At 71.2% G+C, this 17,861-nt stretch carries 15 protein-coding genes; 12 read left to right on the top strand and 3 right to left on the bottom strand.

What is annotated here, in order from left to right; translation table 11 throughout:
• Nucleotides 1-127 precede the first annotated feature (127 nt).
• The 12 genes from J5V96_RS03860 to J5V96_RS03805 all read left to right on the top strand — a co-directional run bounded on the left by J5V96_RS03860 (nucleotide 128) and on the right by J5V96_RS03805 (nucleotide 13,936).
• Nucleotides 128-1,156, top strand: a complete 1,029-nt coding sequence (locus tag J5V96_RS03860) for a LacI family DNA-binding transcriptional regulator (RefSeq protein ID WP_208500297.1) — start codon at nucleotides 128-130, stop codon at nucleotides 1,154-1,156.
• Between the two features lie 105 nt (nucleotides 1,157-1,261).
• Entirely contained in the window at nucleotides 1,262-2,356 is a 1,095-nt protein-coding gene (locus J5V96_RS03855; RefSeq protein WP_208500296.1) for a Gfo/Idh/MocA family protein, read from the top strand.
• 871 nt (nucleotides 2,357-3,227) lie between these two features.
• Nucleotides 3,228-4,532: an ABC transporter substrate-binding protein gene (locus J5V96_RS03850; protein ID WP_208500295.1), complete on the top strand. Its 1,305-nt coding sequence runs from the start codon at nucleotides 3,228-3,230 to the stop codon at nucleotides 4,530-4,532.
• A gap of 196 nt (nucleotides 4,533-4,728) precedes the next feature.
• The gene (locus tag J5V96_RS03845) at nucleotides 4,729-5,724 is read left to right on the top strand and encodes a carbohydrate ABC transporter permease (protein WP_208500294.1); all 996 of its coding nucleotides are present in this window, start codon (nucleotides 4,729-4,731) and stop codon (nucleotides 5,722-5,724) included.
• Complete coding sequence (locus tag J5V96_RS03840) at nucleotides 5,721-6,611, top strand: carbohydrate ABC transporter permease (protein ID WP_208500293.1); 891 nt, start codon at nucleotides 5,721-5,723, stop codon at nucleotides 6,609-6,611. The genes J5V96_RS03845 and J5V96_RS03840 overlap by 4 nt, the downstream gene beginning before the upstream one ends.
• A complete protein-coding gene (locus J5V96_RS03835) occupies nucleotides 6,611-7,309 on the top strand; it encodes a hypothetical protein (protein WP_208500292.1) in 699 nt (232 codons plus the stop codon). The genes J5V96_RS03840 and J5V96_RS03835 overlap by 1 nt, the downstream gene beginning before the upstream one ends.
• Complete coding sequence (locus tag J5V96_RS03830; RefSeq protein ID WP_208500291.1) at nucleotides 7,309-9,297, top strand: beta-galactosidase; 1,989 nt, start codon at nucleotides 7,309-7,311, stop codon at nucleotides 9,295-9,297. Before J5V96_RS03835 ends, J5V96_RS03830 begins: the two co-directional genes overlap by 1 nt.
• Entirely contained in the window at nucleotides 9,297-9,455 is a 159-nt protein-coding gene (locus J5V96_RS03825; protein ID WP_208500290.1) for a hypothetical protein, read from the top strand. Before J5V96_RS03830 ends, J5V96_RS03825 begins: the two co-directional genes overlap by 1 nt.
• A 175-nt stretch (nucleotides 9,456-9,630) precedes the next feature.
• Complete coding sequence (locus J5V96_RS03820; protein WP_208500708.1) at nucleotides 9,631-10,767, top strand: Gfo/Idh/MocA family protein; 1,137 nt, start codon at nucleotides 9,631-9,633, stop codon at nucleotides 10,765-10,767.
• A complete protein-coding gene (locus tag J5V96_RS03815; RefSeq protein WP_208500289.1) occupies nucleotides 10,764-11,975 on the top strand; it encodes a DUF993 family protein in 1,212 nt (403 codons plus the stop codon). The genes J5V96_RS03820 and J5V96_RS03815 overlap by 4 nt, the downstream gene beginning before the upstream one ends.
• A complete protein-coding gene (locus tag J5V96_RS03810) occupies nucleotides 11,972-12,841 on the top strand; it encodes a sugar phosphate isomerase/epimerase family protein (RefSeq protein ID WP_208500288.1) in 870 nt (289 codons plus the stop codon). The genes J5V96_RS03815 and J5V96_RS03810 overlap by 4 nt, the downstream gene beginning before the upstream one ends.
• Nucleotides 12,842-12,850: 9 nt before the next feature.
• On the top strand, nucleotides 12,851-13,936 hold the full coding sequence (locus J5V96_RS03805; protein WP_208500287.1) for a LacI family DNA-binding transcriptional regulator: 1,086 nt from the start codon (nucleotides 12,851-12,853) through the stop codon (nucleotides 13,934-13,936).
• Nucleotides 13,937-13,969: 33 nt separating this feature from the next.
• Here J5V96_RS03805 and J5V96_RS03800 read toward each other — a convergent pair whose 3' ends face one another.
• The 3 genes from J5V96_RS03800 to J5V96_RS03790 all read right to left on the bottom strand — a co-directional run bounded on the left by J5V96_RS03800 (nucleotide 13,970) and on the right by J5V96_RS03790 (nucleotide 17,823).
• A complete protein-coding gene (locus J5V96_RS03800) occupies nucleotides 13,970-15,286 on the bottom strand; it encodes a serine hydrolase domain-containing protein (RefSeq protein WP_307793457.1) in 1,317 nt (438 codons plus the stop codon).
• 4 nt (nucleotides 15,287-15,290) lie between these two features.
• The gene (locus J5V96_RS03795) at nucleotides 15,291-16,739 is read right to left on the bottom strand and encodes an MFS transporter (protein ID WP_208500286.1); all 1,449 of its coding nucleotides are present in this window, start codon (nucleotides 16,737-16,739) and stop codon (nucleotides 15,291-15,293) included.
• Between the two features lie 94 nt (nucleotides 16,740-16,833).
• Nucleotides 16,834-17,823 (bottom strand): LLM class F420-dependent oxidoreductase, encoded by a 990-nt coding sequence (locus J5V96_RS03790; protein ID WP_208500285.1) that lies wholly within the window; start codon nucleotides 17,821-17,823, stop codon nucleotides 16,834-16,836.
• Between the last annotated feature and the right edge of the window lie 38 nt (nucleotides 17,824-17,861).

Below are 17,861 nucleotides of genomic sequence, written 5' to 3'. Positions count from 1 at the left end.
CGCCCGGGCGACACCGCGGCTGAAAATAGTTGCGGAAACCTTTCGAGCCTCGATATCGTCAGAGAACCCCCGATCGGGAGGCGCGCCCGAAGCGCCTCCCGATCCGCATTCTGTGAAAGAGGAATCCGTGGCCGCATCGCGAGTCCGCCTCGCCGACATCGCCGCTGCCGCCGATGTCTCGGTGTCGACCGTCTCGAAGGTCCTGTCGGGTCGCACCGACATCGCCCAGGAGACGCGCCAGCGCGTGCTCGCCGCCGCCCAGGAGCTGGGCTGGCAGCCCCGCGGAGGCGCCGCCGCCATCGGCGATGCGCACGGGCTGATCGAGCTGCTCATCGGCGGCATCGGCACGCTCTGGGCCCTCGAGGTCGTGCGCGGCGCCGAGCAGGCCGCCGCCCTGCACGGCAAGTCGCTCGTGGTGACGAACCTGGGCAAGGAGGACTTCTCGATGTCCGCCTGGGTCGCCTCGGTGCTGGCCCACCGCTCCAGCGGTGTGCTCGTGGCGACGACCCGGGCCGATCACGCCGAGCTGGAGCGCCTGCGCGCGGCCGGGGTGCCGATGGTGCACATCGACGCCGTCGGCAGCGAGGCGGGCGAGATCGCCCAGGTGGGAGTGACGAACTGGGCGGGCGTGCGCGATGCGACCCAGCGCCTCATCGATCTCGGCCACCGCCGCATCGGCTTCATCGGCGGCGATCCGGGCGCGAACGTCTCGCTCGAGCGCCAGGAGGGCTACACCGCCGCGCTGCGCCGCAACGGCATCCCCGTCGACCCCGCGCTCATCCAGCCCGGCGACTTCATGATCGTGGGCGGCGAGATCGCCGCGCGCGCGCTGCTCGACCTCGCAGAGCCGCCCACCGCGATCGTCGCCTCCAGCGACCTGGAGGCCATGGGCGTCTACCACGCGGCGTCCGAGCGCGGTCTGCGCATCCCCGATGACCTGTCGGTCATCGGCTTCGACGACACCGTGCTGTGCGAGTACCTCTCCCCGACCCTCACGACGGTGCACCAGCCCCTCGCGCAGATGGCCGACCAGGCCGTGCGCCTGCTCAGCGATCTCGCCCACGGCGACCGCCCGCCCATGACCCGCATCGAGCTGGCGACCACGCTCGTGGAGCGCGGGTCGGTGGCACGGGTCTCGGTCCCCGTCACGGGCTGATCCCGCCTCGTTCCGGCCCAGCGGCCGGATCGGTGGGTGGACGCGGTTGGCGGGATGAACGCGGCCCCGGCGCGGGCGCGGCGGGCAAGCGCTTACCCTGGTGCCATGGATCGCTCGAAGCTGCGCGTCGCCCTCGTGGGCACCGGTGCCGTCGCCCACCTGCACGCCGAAGGGGTGGCGGCCTTCGCCGACGCCGAGCTCGTGGCGGTGGCCGACCGCTCCGCCGAGGCCGCGCGCGCGTTCGCCCTGCGCTGGGGCGACCCCGAGGTGTTCGACGACCTCGAGGCGCTGCTCGCCGCCGCGCACCCCGACGTGCTGCTGATCTGCACACCACCCTCGGTTCACCTCGCGCAGGCCCGCGCCGCCTTCGCCGCGGGTGCCGACGTGGTGGTCGAGAAGCCGCCGGCCGCCTCGCTCGAAGAGCTCGACGCCATGCAGGATGCCGCGGACGCCGCGGGCCGGCGGCTCGCGTTCGTCTTCCAGCAGAGATCCGGATCCGCCGCCGCGCACGTGCACGCACTGCTCGCGTCGGGCGAGCTGGGGCGACCGCTGTTCGCCACGTGCGAGACCCTGTGGCACCGCGACGCCGACTACTACGCCGTGCCGTGGCGCGGGAAGTGGCAGACCGAGGGCGGCGGCACCGTGCTCGGCCACGGCATCCACCAGCTCGACCTGCTGACCCACCTGCTCGGCGACTGGGAGAGCGTCGAGGCGCGCCTGTGGCGCCTGGCCCGCGACACCGAGACCGAGGATGCCGCCACCGCGACCGTCGCCTACGCGAACGGAGCCGTGGCATCCGTGTCGGTGAGCGCGGTGTCCCCGCGGCAGAAGAGCGCGGTGCGCATCGACTGCGAGCAGGCCACCGTCGAGGTCGAGCACCTGTACGGCCACGGGCACGAGCACTGGCGCATCACGCCCGCGCCGCATGTCGACCCCGCGACCGCCGCGCGCTGGACCGCACTGCCCGCCGACGAGGTGCCGAGCGGCCACGTCGCTCTGCTGGCCGAGGTGCTCGCGGCGCTGCGCGACGGATCCGCCCTGCCCGCCATCGCCACGGACGCCGCCCGCATCTTCGGGCTGGTGGCGGCACTCTACGCCTCGGCCGACGCCGACGGCGCAGCGGTCACCCCGGCCAGCATCGCCGCCCATCCCACGCACCGCGCCTCCTTCCGCTCGCGGGTGATCGACCGCCGCCCCTGACGCCCGCAACCGGAGGACATCCCGGCTCGGGAGGGCCCAGATCCGGATCCCCGCCCTCCCCGCGCGGGATCCCCTCCCGACGCGCGCGGGAAGGGACCGCGACCCCTGACGCCCGCAACCGGAGGAGATCCCGGATCGGGAGGACCCAGATCCGATTCCCACCCTCCCCACGCGGGATCCCCTCCCAACGCGGGCGCGCCGCCGCGACCCCTGACGCCCGCAACCGGAGGACATCCCGGATCGGGAGGGCCCAGATCCGGATCACCGCCCTCCCGGTGCGGAATCCCCTCCCGATGCGCGCACGGGAAGCGCCGCCCCTGACGCCCCCTGCGGAGGAGATCTCGGCTCGGGAGGGCCCAGATCCGGATCCCCACCCTCCCCACGCGGGATCTCCTCCCGACCCGCGCGCGGGGAGCGCCACCCTGACACTGCGAACCGGAGGAGATCCTGGATCGGGAGGGCCCAGATCCGGATCACCGCCCTCCCCGCGCGGGATCCCCTCCCAACGCGCGCGGGCGGGACGGGGACCGCGACCCTTGACGCCCACAACGGGAGGAGATCCCGGATCGAGAGGACCCAGATCCGGATCTCCACCCTCCCTGCGCGGGATCCCCTCCCGATGCGCGCGCACGGGAAGCGCCGCCCCTGACGCCCGCCTGCGGAGGAGATCCCGAGTCAGGAGGGCCCGGATCCGGATCACCGCCCTCCCCGCGCGGGATCCCCTCCCAACGCGCGCGCACCGCCGCAGGCGCACCGGGCTTATAACGTTTCAAGGCGACTCTTGACGCCTCGCTCGGCCAGCCTTACGCTGACGGAAAGCGCTTGCCGAATCGTCTCCATCCTCGGCAGCGAGCTCACACCAAGGAGAACAATGACGTTCCGCAGCCTCAAGCCCTACCTCGCCGCCGCGGCGATCGCCGCGACCGCGACCCTCCTCGCCGGATGCGCCGGTGGCGGCGGCGACGCCGGCCCGGCCGAGACCGCCGACCCGAACGAGAAGGTCACCCTCGACTTCGCGTTCTGGGGCAACGACGTCCGCGCCGACCTCTACACGCAGGTCATCGACGCGTTCGAGGAGGAGCACCCGAACATCACGGTGAACGAGTCGTTCCTGGGCTTCCCCGAGTTCTGGGAGAAGCGCCAGACCGAGGCCGCCGGCGGCGGGCTTCCCGACGTGATGCAGTTCGACTACTCGTACCTGCGCCAGTACGCCGAGAACGGCCTGCTGCTCGATCTCACCCCCTACCTCGGCGAGGCGATCCAGACCGATCCGATCGACGAGAAGGTGCTCGACATCGGCAAGGTCGCCGACGGCCAGTTCGCCGTGCCGATCTCGACCAACGCCTGGGGCCTCTACACGAACCCCAAGCTGCTCGAGACGGTCGGCGTCGAGGAGTTCGCCGGCGGATCGTGGGAGGACTACACCGACTGGATGGCCCAGGTGTCGGAGGCCGGGGGCGGGACCGTCTTCGGCGGCACCGACTACACGGGTCGCATCCAGAACTTCGAGATCCAGCTGCGTGCGCACGACAAGTTCCTCTTCAGCGAGGAGGGCGAGCTCGGATTCACCGAGGACGACCTCAAGGCCTTCTGGGAGGACGGCGACGCGGTGCGCGCCTCCGGCGGCGTCGTCGGCTCGCAGAAGCTCGAGGAGATCTACCCGCTCTCGGCGTTCGACTCGGCCATCACCGCCAGCGAGCTCACGTGGGACAACTTCGGCGGCGGCTACCTCGGCAACCTCGGCGAGGGCTACACCGAGCTCGGCCTGATCGCCCCGCCCGTCACGGTCGAGGGCGCGAAGGACCTGTACCAGAAGCCCTCGATGCTGCACGCCGCCTCGGCCAAGACCGACCACCCGGCAGAGGCCGCGATGCTGATCGACTTCCTCATCAACGACCCGATCACGGGTGAGGTCTTCGGCACCAACCGCGGGCTCCCCGCCTCCGAGACCGCCCTCTCGGGCGCGACGCTCGAGGGCCTGGACGCACAGATCCAGGAGTACGAGGCGTCGATCGCCGACCGGCTCGGCGACGCCCCGCCCGTTCCGGTCATCGGCTACGGCTCGATCGAGGAGGAGTTCCGCCTCATCGGCCAGGAGCTCGGCCACGGCACCATCTCCGTCGACGACGCGGTCAAGCGTCTGATGGACAAGATCGACATCACCCTCAACGGCTGATGCCCTCGGTGGCGCTCCTCCCGCCACCTTCTCCTCGCCGCGGGGGGGGGGGGGGGGGGGCCCCCGGGGGGGGGGGGGGGGGGCCCCGCGCCCCCCCCCCCCCCTCCCCCCCGCCGCGCCCCGGGGGGCCCCCCCCCCCCGGGCCCGCGGCATGCTACACACGCAGACGGACGATGACGTCCCGGAAGGACGAACGATGACGGTCACCGAGACCCGCACCATCGTGACGCGCAGCGCGGCACGCGCGGCGCGCGGCACCAAGGGGCGGGCGAACCGCGGCCCCGCACGGCCCGAGCTGCGCGCGCGCAGCATCCGCGAGACCCTCACCGGCTACGGGTTCCTCGTGCCGTGGTTGATCGGGTTCTTCGGCCTCACCCTGGGCCCGATGATCTACTCGCTGTATCTGTCGTTCACGCGCTACGACATCTTCACGGCGCCGAAGTGGATCGGGCTGGACAACTACATCCGCCTGTTCACGAACGACCCCGAGTTCGCGCACTCGTCGATGATCACGCTCGTCTACGTGCTCGTGGGCACCCCGGTCAAGCTCGCGGCCGCGCTCGGCATCGCGCTGCTGCTGAACTACCGCGACAAGGGCGCCGGCTTCTTCCGGTCGTCGTTCTACGCCCCGAGCCTCATCGGCGCGAGCGTCTCGGTCGCCATCGTGTGGCGCGCGATGTTCAACACCGACGGCCCGGTCGACCAGGGCCTGAGCCTGTTCGGCATCCAGCTGGGCGGCTGGGTCGGCAACGTCGACCTCGTGGTGCCGATGATGATCATCCTGGCCGTCTGGCAGTTCGGCGCCCCGATGGTGATCTTCCTCGCGGGCCTCAAGCAGGTGCCGCAGGATCTCTACGAGGCGGCCGAGATGGACGGCGCGGGAGCGATCCGCCGGTTCTGGAACGTGACGATCCCGATGCTCTCGCCCGTCATCTTCTTCAACCTCGTGCTCGAGCTGATCAACGCGTTCCAGGTGTTCGCGCCGGCGTACATCATCTCGAACGGCTCCGGCGGCCCCGCCGGCATGACCAACTTCTTCACGGTCATGCTCTACAAGACCGGATTCGCCGACGCCCGCATGGGCTACGCCGCCGCGATGGCGTGGGTGCTGCTCATCGTCGTCGCGATCCTGGCCGCCATCCTGTTCCGCACCCAGAAGTCGTGGGTCCACTACGCGGGAGACAACCGATGACCACCACCCAGCTGCTCGCGACCGGATCGGCCGAGCGTCGCCCGCGCATCAAGCGCAAGACCGTACAGACGATCATCTGGTTCGTTGTGCTGGCGGCCCTCACGCTGCTGGTGCTGTACCCGCTGATCTGGCTGCTCTTTGCCACCTTCAAGCCGAACGCCGAGTTCGGCCAGAACCCTGGGCTCATCCCGGAGAACCCGACGATCCGCAACTACGTGAAGGTGCTCGAGGGCATCGGCGGCGTGCCGCTGTGGCGCTTCTTCGCCAACAGCCTGCTGCTGGGCGTCGCGGCCGTGGTGGGCACCGTGGCGTCGTCGGCCCTGGCGGCCTACGCCTTCGCGCGCATCAACTTCAAGGGCCTCGGCGTGCTGTTCGCCGGCATGATCGGAACGCTGCTGCTGCCGTTCCACGTGATCATCATCCCGCAGTACATCATGTTCAACCGGCTCGAGCTGATGGACACCTACTGGCCGCTGCTGCTGCCGAAGTTCCTCGCCACCGAGGCGTTCTTCGTGTTCCTCATCGTGCAGTTCCTGCGCGGCATCCCCCGCGACATGGATGAGGCGGCGCGCATCGACGGGGCCGGCCACTGGCGCATCTTCTGGTCGATCCTGCTGCCGCTCATCAAGCCGGCGCTCATCACCTGCGCGATCTTCGCGTTCATCTGGACGTGGAACGACTTCCTCTCGCCGCTGCTCTACATCACGAGCCCCGAGAACTATCCGCTCCCGATCGCGCTGCGCCTGTACAACGACCAGACATCCTCCAGCGACTACGGCGCGACGGTCGCGGTGTCGTTCCTGGCGCTGGTGCCGATCCTGCTGTTCTTCCTGGTCTTCCAGCGCTTCCTCATCGAGGGCGTGGCGACGTCGGGGCTCAAGGGCTGATGTCCCGGATCGCGTCGCGCGCACGGATCGCCGAACGGGACGCCCGCCGGGGCGTCGCCTCGGGAGCGGGCCCCGCCCCCGCCAGCTGGGTGCCGCCCCGCAATCCGGGGGCGCACGGGCTGCTCGGCCTGCTCGGCGAGGTGATGCTGACCGGCGTGCTGGTGACGCTCGTGTCGCTGCCGGTGGTGACCCTGCCGATCGCGCTCGCCGCCGGCGCGCGCCACCTGCGTCGGCACATCGCCGCCGAGGAGTCGGGGCTGGGCCTGTTCTGGCGCGACGTCGCCGCCAGCCTGCGCTGGGGGTGGGGTGTCGGTGTCGGCGCGCTCGCGCTGGCCCTCGTGCTGCTGCTGGATGTCGACATCGCCGGATCCGGCGCCCTTCCCGGGGGAGAGCTCATCGCCCTGGTCGGCTGGCTGGGTCTCGGCGCCCTCGGCACGGCGCTGCTGCTGATCGCCGGAGCCTGGGACCCGGCGACCGGATGGCGCGCCGCCGTGCGCCAGGTGCCCGCGCGGGCCGCCGCCGATCCGGCCGGAGCCGTCTACCTCTTCATCGCCGCCGCCTTCGTCGCGATCGCGACGTGGGCGCTGATCCCGCTGCTCGTCCCGGCCCTCGGTCTCGCCGCGCTCGCGGTGGTCGCCGTGCCGGAGCGGGCGGCCCGCAAGCGCCGCCTCGCCGCGGCCGAGACCTCGGAGGTCTGATGCTGTACGGCGCCGACTACAACCCGGATCAGTGGCCGGAGGAGGTCTGGGACGACGATGTCCGCCTGATGCAGGAGGCGAAGGTCACCACCGTCAGCCTCGGCATCTTCGCGTGGTCGAGGCTGCAGCCCGCGCCCGACGTGTGGGACTTCGACTGGCTCGACCGCGTGATCGACAAGCTGCACGCGGGAGGAATCGGCGTGAACCTCGCCACCCCGACCGCCTCACCGCCACCGTGGGTCTCGTCGCGGCATCCCGACGTGCTCGCCGCCGATGAGCTGGGCGCGCCCTACTGGCACGGCTCGCGGCAGCACCACTCGCCGTCCTCGCCGACCTACCGCCGCCTGGCAGGGGAGGTCGTGCGGCGGCTGGCCGAGCGGTACGCCCACCATCCCGCCGTCGTGATGTGGCACGTCTCCAACGAGCTCGGCTGCCATCTGCCCGTCGAGTACTCGGACAGTGCGCGAGACGCCTTCCGCCGCTGGCTCGCCGACCGCTATGGCGACATCGCGGGCCTGAACGCTGCGTGGGGCACCGACTTCTGGTCGCAGCGCTACGGATCCTTCGACGAGGTCTTCCCGCCGCGCCGCGCGCCCTACACACGCAACCCGGCTCAGCAGCTCGACTACCGGCGCTTTATGTCGGACATGTGGCTCGAGTGCTACCGGATGGAACGCGACATCATCCGCGCGAGCGGTGCCACCCAGCCCATCTCGACGAACATGATGGGCCCGTTCAAGCCCGCCGACTACGCGTCGTGGTCCGACGACATCGACGTCATCACGGATGACTGCTATCCGGATCCGCTCGATCCGCACCGGGTGCGCAACGTCGCGTTCCAGCGCGATCTGGTGCGCTCGCTCAAGCGCGAGACGCCGTGGATCCTGCTGGAGCAGGCCACCGACGCGGTCAACTGGCGCCCGGTGAACCCCTCGAAGCAGGACGGACGCCTCGCGGCCGAGACGGCCGTGGCCGTCGGACGCGGAGCCGACGGGATCATGTTCTTCCAGTGGCGCCAGTCGCGCAGCGGCGTCGAGAAGTTCCACTCCGCGATGGTGCCGCAGGCCGGCACCCACATCGCGGGCTCCCCCACCCGCACGTGGCGCGACGTCACCTCGATCGGCGCCGAGCTGGCGGGTCTCGGCGCGCTGCCCTCGCCCGCGGAGGGCGACGCGCAGGTCGCGCTCGTCTTCGACTGGGAGAACTGGTGGGCCGTCGAGGAGGACGCCAAACCGCTGCGGATCGACTACCTCGGCGTGATCCGCGAGTGGTACGGAGCGCTGCATGCGAGGGGCGTGATGGTCGACATCGTGCCGCCCGAGAAGGTCGACGCCCGCTATTCGCTCGCGATCGCGCCCTTCCTCTACCTGCTGCGCGACAGCGGGGCGGACGCCCTGCGCGCGCACGTGGAACGCGGCGGCACGCTGCTGGCCGGCCCCTTCACCGACATCGTCGACGAGTGCGACCGCTTCCGTGCCGGCGGGTTCGTCACGCAGCTCGGACCGATGCTGGGCATCGCGCTCGAGGACTTCCGGGCGCTTGTGCCCCCGGTGCTCGGCGCGGCCGCGGAGCGCGCGGGTCAGGAGGCCCAGGCCTCGGCGACGGAAGGCCAGCACGCACGCGTCACCGGCTCTGGCCTCGATTTCGGCGGCACGTTCCTCGGCGAGGCGCTCGTCGCCACCGGCGCCGAGGTGCTGGCGGCCTTCGAGGAGGGCCCCTCGGCCGGACGCCCGGCGCTGACCCGCAACGGCTCGGCCTGGTACGTGGCCACCCAGCCCGACGCCGCGGGAGTCGACGCGATCGTCGAGCGGCTGCTCGCCGCGGCGGAGGTGCGCCCGGTCGTCGAGGGCCTGCCGGCCGGGGTCGAGGTGGCGCGCCGCGGATCGCTCGTCACCGTCGTGAATCACACCGACGACGCGGTCGACATCGCGTTCGGCGGCATCGGCACCCTTCCCCCACAGGGCCACGCATTCGTGCGGGAGGCCTGATGCCCGCACGCATCGCCGTGGAGGGATCCGGATCCGCATCGCACCCCGTCGTCACGGACGTCCCGACGTGGGTGCGGCGGGTCGCGGCCGAGCAGCGCACCTTCACGCGGCGCGGTGCGCCGCGGACGCGAGAACCGAGCGATCAGCCCGCTCGCTGAGCGGGCCCACACGCTTGCGCGATCCGGATCGCCCGTGCAAGACTCCCCGTGGGAAAGCGCTTACCGAGCGGTTCCCGACGACTTTCACCAGGCCCGCAGCGACGCGGCCCGACCAGCAAGGAAGCTCATCGTGACTGACACCACCAGCCCCGCCGTCCGCGAGATCGGCATCATCATGAACGGCGTCTCGGGCCGGATGGGGTACCGCCAGCACCTCGTGCGCTCGATCCTCGCGATCCGCGATCAGGGCGGCATCGAGCTGCCCGACGGCTCGAAGGTCACCGTGCGGCCGCTCCTCGTGGGCCGCAGCGAGGCCAAGCTCGCCGAGATCGCGGCGCAGCACGGCATCGAGGACTGGACGACCGACCTCGACAGCGCGCTCGCCGATCCGCGGTGGGAGATCTACGCCGACTTCCTCGTCACCAAGGCCCGCGCGGCGGCCCTGCGCAAGGCGATCGCGGCGGGCAAGGCGATCTACACCGAGAAGCCCACGGCCGAGGGTGTCGACGAGGCCCTCGAGCTCGCCCGCCTCGCGCAGGAGGCCGGCGTGAAGAGCGGCGTTGTGCACGACAAGCTCTACCTGCCCGGCCTGCAGAAGCTGAAGCGCCTCATCGACTCGGGCTTCTTCGGCCGGATCCTGTCGGTGCGCGGAGAGTTCGGCTACTGGGTGTTCGAGGGCGACTGGCAGGTCGCGCAGCGCCCCTCCTGGAACTACCGGGTCGCCGACGGCGGCGGCATCATCGTCGACATGTTCCCGCACTGGAACTACGTGCTCGAGAACCTGTTCGGCGAGGTGAAGTCGGTGTACGCACAGGCCGAGGTGCACATCTCCGACCGCTGGGATGAGAAGGGCGAGCACTACGACGCCGACGCCGAGGACGCCGCGTACGGCATCTTCGAGCTGACCGGGCCCGACGGCAAGCCGATCATCGCCCAGATCAACTCGTCGTGGACCACTCGCGTCGACCGCGGCGAGCTGGTCGAGTTCCACGTCGACGGCACGCACGGCTCGGCCGTCGTGGGTCTGCACAAGGCGAAGATCCAGCACCGCAACGCCACGCCGAAGCCCGTGTGGAACCCCGACCTCGTCGACGCGCACGACTACGACGGCGACTGGCAGAGCGTGCCGACCAACGACGTGTTCCTCAACGGCTTCCGCCAGCAGTGGGAGGAGTACCTGCGCTCGTACGTCGAGGGCACGCACTACGCCTTCGACCTGCTCGCGGGTGCGCGGGGCGTGCAGCTCGCCGTCTCCGGGCTCGAGTCGAGCCGCACCGGCGCCAAGGTGACCCTGCCGGAGCTGTCGCTGTGACGCTCTCGCTCCTCTCTCCCTCGGGCGAGGTGACCCGCGTCGAGCTGTCGGAGGGCGCCTCGTTCGCCCGCCCGAGCGGGCCGCTGCGCTCGCGCGTCGCGTACGCCGCCGCCCACGTCGTGCCGCACGCGTGGGCCGACAACACCCCGGGTCGCCCGGCCGAGATCGACTGGGACGCGACGCTCGGCTTCCGCCGCAACGTGTACCGCTGGGGTCTCGGCGTCGCCGACGCCATGGACACCGCCCAGCGCAACATGGGCCTCGACGCGACGGCCGTGCGCGAGCTCATCCGCCGATCCGCGGAGGTCGCCCGCGAGGAGGGCGGATCCGTCGTCGTCGGCGTCAACACCGACCACGTCGAGGAGCACTCGATCTCGCTCAACGAGATCATCGACGCGTACAAAACGCAGCTGCACTTCGCCGAGGAGCAGGGCGCCATCCCCGTGCTGATGGCCTCGCGCCACCTCGCGCGCACGGCGCAGTCGGCCTCCGACTACGAGCGGGTCTACAACGCCGTGCTCGCCGCGGGCACCGTGCCGGTGGTGCTGCACTGGCTCGGTGCCGCCTTCGACCCCGAGCTCGCGTCGTACTTCGGCCACGCCGACTGGCGCGAGGCCGCCCAGGTGCTGCTGCGCATCATCGAGGCGAACCCGGGCCGGATCGTCGGCGTCAAGATGAGCCTGCTGGATGCCGAGAGCGAGGTGTGGGTGCGCGAGCGCCTGCCGCTCGGAGCGGATGGCAGCGGGGTGCGGATGTTCACGGGCGACGACTTCAACTACGTCGGGCTCATCGGCGGGGCCGACGTGCCGGATGCCGCCCAGCCGGCCCGCACCGAGGGCGCGCGGACGCACTCCGACGCGCTGCTCGGTGCGTTCGCGGCGATCACGCCCGTCGCCTCCGCGGCGATCCAGGCGCTCGATGCGGGCGATCCGGATCGGTACCTGGCGCTGCTCGGCCCGACCGAGGAGCTCTCGCGCCAGGTGTTCGCCGCCCCCACGTACTTCTACAAGACGGGCGTCGCCTTCCTCGCCTGGCTGAACGGCCACCAGGCGGCCTTCCAGATGGTGGGCGGCCTGCACTCGGCGCGCAGCCTGCCGCACCTGTCCGAGATCGTGCGCCTGGCCAACGCGTCGCGCGCGCTCGAGAACCCCGAGCTCGCCGCCGCCCGCTGGCACGCGCTGCTCGACCTGAACGGAGTCGCGCGATGACCGCCCCGCACCCCCGCCTGTCGATCAACCAGGCGACGATCAAGAAGACGACGGTCGCCGAGGCCCTGCGCGTGGCGACCGAGGCCGGCGTCGGCGCGATCGGCCTGTGGCGCGAGCAGGTGCAGGACGCGGGCCTCGACGAGTCGGCGCGCATGCTCGCCGACAGCGGCCTGCGCTACTCCACCCACTGCCGCGGCGGCTGGTTCACCGCGCAGGAGGGACCGGATCGCCGGGCCGCGATCGACGACAACCGTCGCGCGATCGACGAGACGGCCGTGCTCGCGGCCGCCGGCGCCCCCGGATCGCGCGCGGTGCTGGTGCTCGTGGTGGGCGGCCTGCCTACCGGGTCTCGCGACCTCGTCGGCGCGCGTCAGCGTGTGGCCGACGCCGTGGCCGAGCTGGCGCCGCACGCCGCGCAGGCCGGCGTCACCCTCGCGCTCGAGCCGCTGCATCCGATGTACGCGTCCGATCGGTCGGTGCTCTCGACCCTCGACCAGGCGCTCGACATCGCGGCCCCGTTCGATCCGACCGTCGTCGGCGTGACCGTCGACACCTTCCACCTGTGGTGGGACCCGGACGTGACCGCGAAGATCGAGCGCGCCGGTCGCGAGGGCCGCATCGCCACCTACCAGGTGTGCGACTGGAAGACCCCCCTCGAAGCCGACAACCTGCTCTCGCGCCACTATCCGGGCGACGGCGTGATCGATTTCGAGGCCATGACCCGCGCGGTCGAGGCGACGGGATACGACGGCGACATCGAGGTCGAACTGCTGAATCAGGCGATCTGGGACACCGCGCCCGCACTCGCGGTGACGCGCACGATCGACGCGTTCGATCGCGCCGTCGCCCCCTTCCTCGCGAAGTAGGATCCGACCATGTCCTCGCCCGCACCGTCGCGTTCCGCCACCAGCGCTTCCCGGGCCGCAACCAGCGCTTCCCGGGCCGCAACCAGCGCTTCCCGGGCCGCGACGCTGGGAGACGTCGCCTCCGAGGCGGGCGTCTCGCTCGCCACGGCGTCTCGTGTGCTCAACGGATCGCGCCCGGTCGCCCACGAGTACCGCCGACGTGTCGAAGAGGCCGCCGAGCGACTCGGCTACATCGCCAACCTCTCGGCCCAGACCACCGCCCGCGGCACCTCCCCCGTTGTGGCCCTGCTCGTGGCCGACATCGCCGACCCGTACTTCGGCCAGCTCGCCGCGGGAGTGACCCGCGCGGCCGAATCGGCCGGGCTCATCACGACGATCGCGATCACCGACCGCGACGCCGAGCGCGAGCTGAGCCTGGTGCGCACCCTGCGCGGTCAGCGCCCGCGGGGCATCATCCTCGCCACGTCCCGCGACACCTCGGTGGATCCGTCGGCGCTTGCGCGCGAGCTCGAGGCGGCGACGGCGCACGGCGCCCGGATCGTGACGCTCGGCGCCGGCGTCGCCGGGTCGCAGGTGGTGCCCATCGACAACCTCGCCGGGGCAGAAGCCCTCGGCACGGCCGTGGCCGAGCTCGGCTACCGCGACGCCGTGATCATCGCCGCGCGCGAGGGCGTACGCACCTCGGACGACCGCATCGCGGGCTTCTCGGCGGGCTTCGAAGCGGGCGGGGGTGCGGCGCCGCGGGTCGTGCGTGCCGGGATCACCCGCGATGCGGGCTACGAGGCGGCGGCCACGCTGCTCGAGGCGGGTCTGGAGCCGGGCACGCTGCTGTTCGGCGTCTCGGACGTCGTCGCGATCGGCGCGCTGTCGGCCGTGCGCGACGCCGGCCTTGTGCCCGGCGACGACATCGCCATCGCCGGATTCGACGACATCGCCGCCGGCCGCGACATCGTGCCCGGCATCACCACCGTCTCGGTGCCCCTCGAGGCCCTCGGCGCTCAGGCGCTGGAGGCCGCGATCTCCGACGACTGGGGCGGTGCCGCAGCTCTCCCCCTCGAGGTGAGGCTGCGCGCCTCCACTCCGCGGCGGGCCTGAGGGCGCACCCGCCGGGAGCGGTGACGGTTCGGCTCAGAGGAGCACGGATTCCGTCCACGACGTCTCGCCCGAGAAGGTGACGTTCTGCGTCCAGGCGAGCTCGACGGATCCGTCGCCGAACGTCGCCGTTCCCGTCCAGCCGAACGGGGTGCCGAGCAGGTGCGTCGCGACGCGCAGCGTGGCGTCGTCCTCCCACGCGTAGGCGGTGCCGAAGGTGTCGTCGACGAACCAGCGCCCGTGCGCCGCGCGCAGCGTGACGCCGCGGTGCGTGATCTCGAGCAGGTCGCCGTCCCGGCGGACGAGGGCGTTGTCCTCGTGCGAGGAGGTGGCGGCGCCCTGCGGAAGGGGCAGCGACAGCTGCGGCGCGTAGGTCTCGCCGCCGTCGCCGGGCTCGCCGAACCGGAGGGTCGTCCACACGAGATCCAGGATCTCCTGCGTCACCGACGAGGCCGAGGTGAGCGCGATCACGGCGTTGTGCTCCGGCCACACGATGATGAACTGCCCGAACGCGCCGTCCGCGCGGAACGCGCTGGTGCGGCAGCGCCACAGCTGGTAGCCGTAGCCCTGCGCCCAGTCGCCCTCCCAGCCCTGCGGGTCGATGCCGGCGAGCGCCTGGCTCGCGCGGTCCACCCACTCGTGCGGGATGAGCTGCGCCTCGCCCCAGCGCCCGCGCTGCAGGAGCAGCTGGCCGAACGAGGCCATGTCCTCCGTGGTGATCGCCAGACCGAACCCGCCCACGTCGATGCCCGCGCGATCCTGCTCCCAGGTGGCGGTGCGGATGCCGAGCGGCTCCAGCAGGCGCGGGGCCAGCCAGTCGAGCATGCGCTGTCCGGTGAGCCGGTGCAGGATCGCCGACAGCAGGTACGTCGCACCCGTGTCGTAGACGAAGCGGGAGCCGGGTTCGAGCGGCGCCTCCTCTGCCAGGATCGCCCGCACCCAGTCGTCTTCGGGACGGCTGAGGTTCATGCCGATGCCGTCCATCGAGCTCTTGTCGTGGCCCGTCGTCATGGTCAGCAGGTGCTCGATCCGCATGGCGGCGAGGTTGTCGCTCACGACGTCGGGCAGCTTGTCGGGCAGCAGATCGATCACACGATCGTCGACCGTCAGCAGCCCCTCGCCCACGGCGATGCCGATCGCCATCGCCGTGAACGCCTTCGAGACCGAGAACATGCGCTGCGTCTGGTCGGGCTCGTAGGGCGCGAACCACGTCTCGGCCGCCACCTCACCGCCTCGCAGCACCATCGCGGAGTGCACATCACCCCGCTGCGCGAACGCCGCGAACAGCGCTTCGACGCCGGCGATGCCGGCGCGTTCGGGAGAGGTCCTGGGCAGTCGTCGCTGATCGCTCACCGCTCTATTCTGTCGTCCCCCGCGCGTTCGGGGATCCGGCTTCGGCTTCGGCCGCGTTGACCTCCGCGCCCGGATCCGGATCCGGTGACGCGGCCGGATCCGGGTCCGGCGACTGCGCGAACCTCGCCGAGAGCAGGCGGTACTGCGGGGTGAGGAAGGCGACGAGCGCGATCAGCGTGGTGAACAGGCCGGCGAAGACGAAGATCAGGGCGATGCCGCGGTTGTGGCCCTCGCCCAGCAGCCAGGCCCACTGCGCCTCGCCGTCCGCCCGCATGTAGGGGATGATCCAGAGCTCGGCGAGCGGCGCGATGAGCAGCGACGTGATCGGCGCGGCGGCGGCCTCGAAGGTCATCGCGAAGCCGAACACACGCCCCTGGGTCTGATACGGCACGACCTTCTGGATCACGGTCTGCTCGGCGGCCTCGATCGCGGGGATGGCGGCCATGTAGAGCCAGCAGCCCAGGATGTACAGCCACGCCCATTCGCGGATCGTGAAGAGAGCGCCGAGCAGTCCGATGACGGCGGCGAGCGCGAGCATGGTGCGGATCGGCTTGCGCCCGAGCCCGGTCGCCGCGACCACCGCGCCACCCGCGATGAAGCCCGTCGAGGCGACGGCGAACCAGATGCCCCACCCCTGCACCTCGAACATGTCGATGCCGTAGGGATCCATCAGGGCCATGTAGACGCCGCCGACGAAGTTGTTGATGGTCGAGAACAGCACCAGCGCGAGGAGACCGGGCGCCGCGAGCACCGCGATCCAACCGCCCCGGATGTCGACCCACTTCGTCTGGCCCTCGACGTGCACGATCTCGCGCTCGACGATGCGCAGCGAGGCGAGATGCAGCATGGCGAGCAGCATCACGGCGAGACCGATGATGAGGGTCCAGCCCATGCCGAGGAAGCCGATCGCGAGGCCGCTGAAGACGCTGGTCACGAGCATCGACACGCCCTGCACCGTGCCCACGAGCCCGTTCGCGTTGGCGTGCCGCTCGACGGGCACCAGCAGCGTGACGGTGGTGGACAGTGCGATGTTGCGCAGCTGCTCGACCACGGCGCCCGCGAGCATCACGACCGCGAAGATCCAGAACCAGGGCAGCGTGAGGTCGGACATCGCTCCCTCGCCGACGGCGAAGAAGAACGCCGCATCCAGCGTGAACACGATGAACGCGATGACCGTGGCCCACAGCATCACCGCCTTCTTGCGGAAGCGGTCGACCAGCGTGCCGAACATCATGCTGAACAGCGCGATGAACAGCATGTACGCACCGCCGATCACGCCCGTGGCGATGACGTTGCGGGTCTCCTGATAGGCCCAGAACGTCAGCCCGAACCACAGAAAGCTGGTGGTGATGTTTGCCACGGCGGTGTTGACCAGCACGTGCACGAACGTGCGGAACCCGCCCTCGGGCACCTGCACCGGAGAGGCGGGCTGCGTGGCCGCAGGATCGGTCATGTAGATGACAGTAGGGGTGGGCTCCGACATCCGGAACCCACCCCTGTGCGGTCGGCGCGGGCCATCTCGACCCGGCCGCCCCCGTCGCTCGGCGTCAGCTGAACTGCGGGATGACCTTCTGCTCGAACAGCTCCACGCCGCTCAGGTCGTACGCGGCCTCGGGGAAGTAGTGGATGGCGTAGCCCATGCCGGCCTTCTGCATCTCGGCGAGCTGCTCGCTCACCTGCTCCACCGTGCCGACGAGCGCCTCCCCGGCCGAGTAGGCGTTCTGGAAGTGCTCGTAGCCGCTGTCCGAGAGGTACGGCTTGACGCGCGCGAAGATCGCGTCGAGGCGCTCCTGCACCTCGGCCTCGGTCTCGGCGATGACGGTGTTGAAGTTGGCCGAGCGGGTGATCGAGGCGAAGTCCCGACCCAGCTTGTCGGTGTGCCCGCGCAGGATCTCGCTCTTGCGCGTGAAGTTCTCGGCACCGCCGTTGAAGTTCGTGTACGCGGCGTACTTCGCCGCGATCCGCAGCGTGACCTTCTCGCCGCCGCCGGCGATCCAGAACGGGATGCCGCCCTGCTGCACCGGCAGCGGGCGGACGATCGCGCCGTCCACCTGGTAGTAGTCGCCGTCGAGCGTCGCGGATCCGGTCGTCCAGGCCTGGTGCATGATGTCGACGCCCTCGCGCAGCATCTTGAGACGATCCGGGATCTCGGGGAATCCGTAGCCGTACGCGCGCCACTCGTGCTCGTACCAGCCGCCGCCGATGCCCATCTCGATGCGGCCGCCGGAGACGTGGTCGACGGTCGCGGCGACCTTGGCCAGATAGGCCGGGTTGCGGTAGCCCATGCAGGTGCACATCTGACCGAGGCGGATGCGGCTGGTCGATGCCGCGAACGCGCCCATCAGCGTCCAGGCCTCGTGCGTGGCCTCCTGGCTGGGCTCCGGGGTCGTGTGGAAGTGGTCGTAGACCCACAGCGACTCCCACGGCCCCGCATCTGCGCGCTGGGCGAGGGTGTTCATGGTGGTCCAGTGCTCGGCCGGGTCGATGTCGACCAGGTCGAAGCGCCAGCCCTGGGGGATGAAGGTGCCGAATCGCATCGTCGCTCTCCTTGCCGGAAACCTGAGGAACCGGCGAC

This window comes from Microbacterium stercoris, from assembly GCF_017592545.1.
Lineage (GTDB): Bacteria > Actinomycetota > Actinomycetes > Actinomycetales > Microbacteriaceae > Microbacterium > Microbacterium stercoris.
This window is presented reverse-complemented; position numbering and strand designations above follow the sequence as displayed.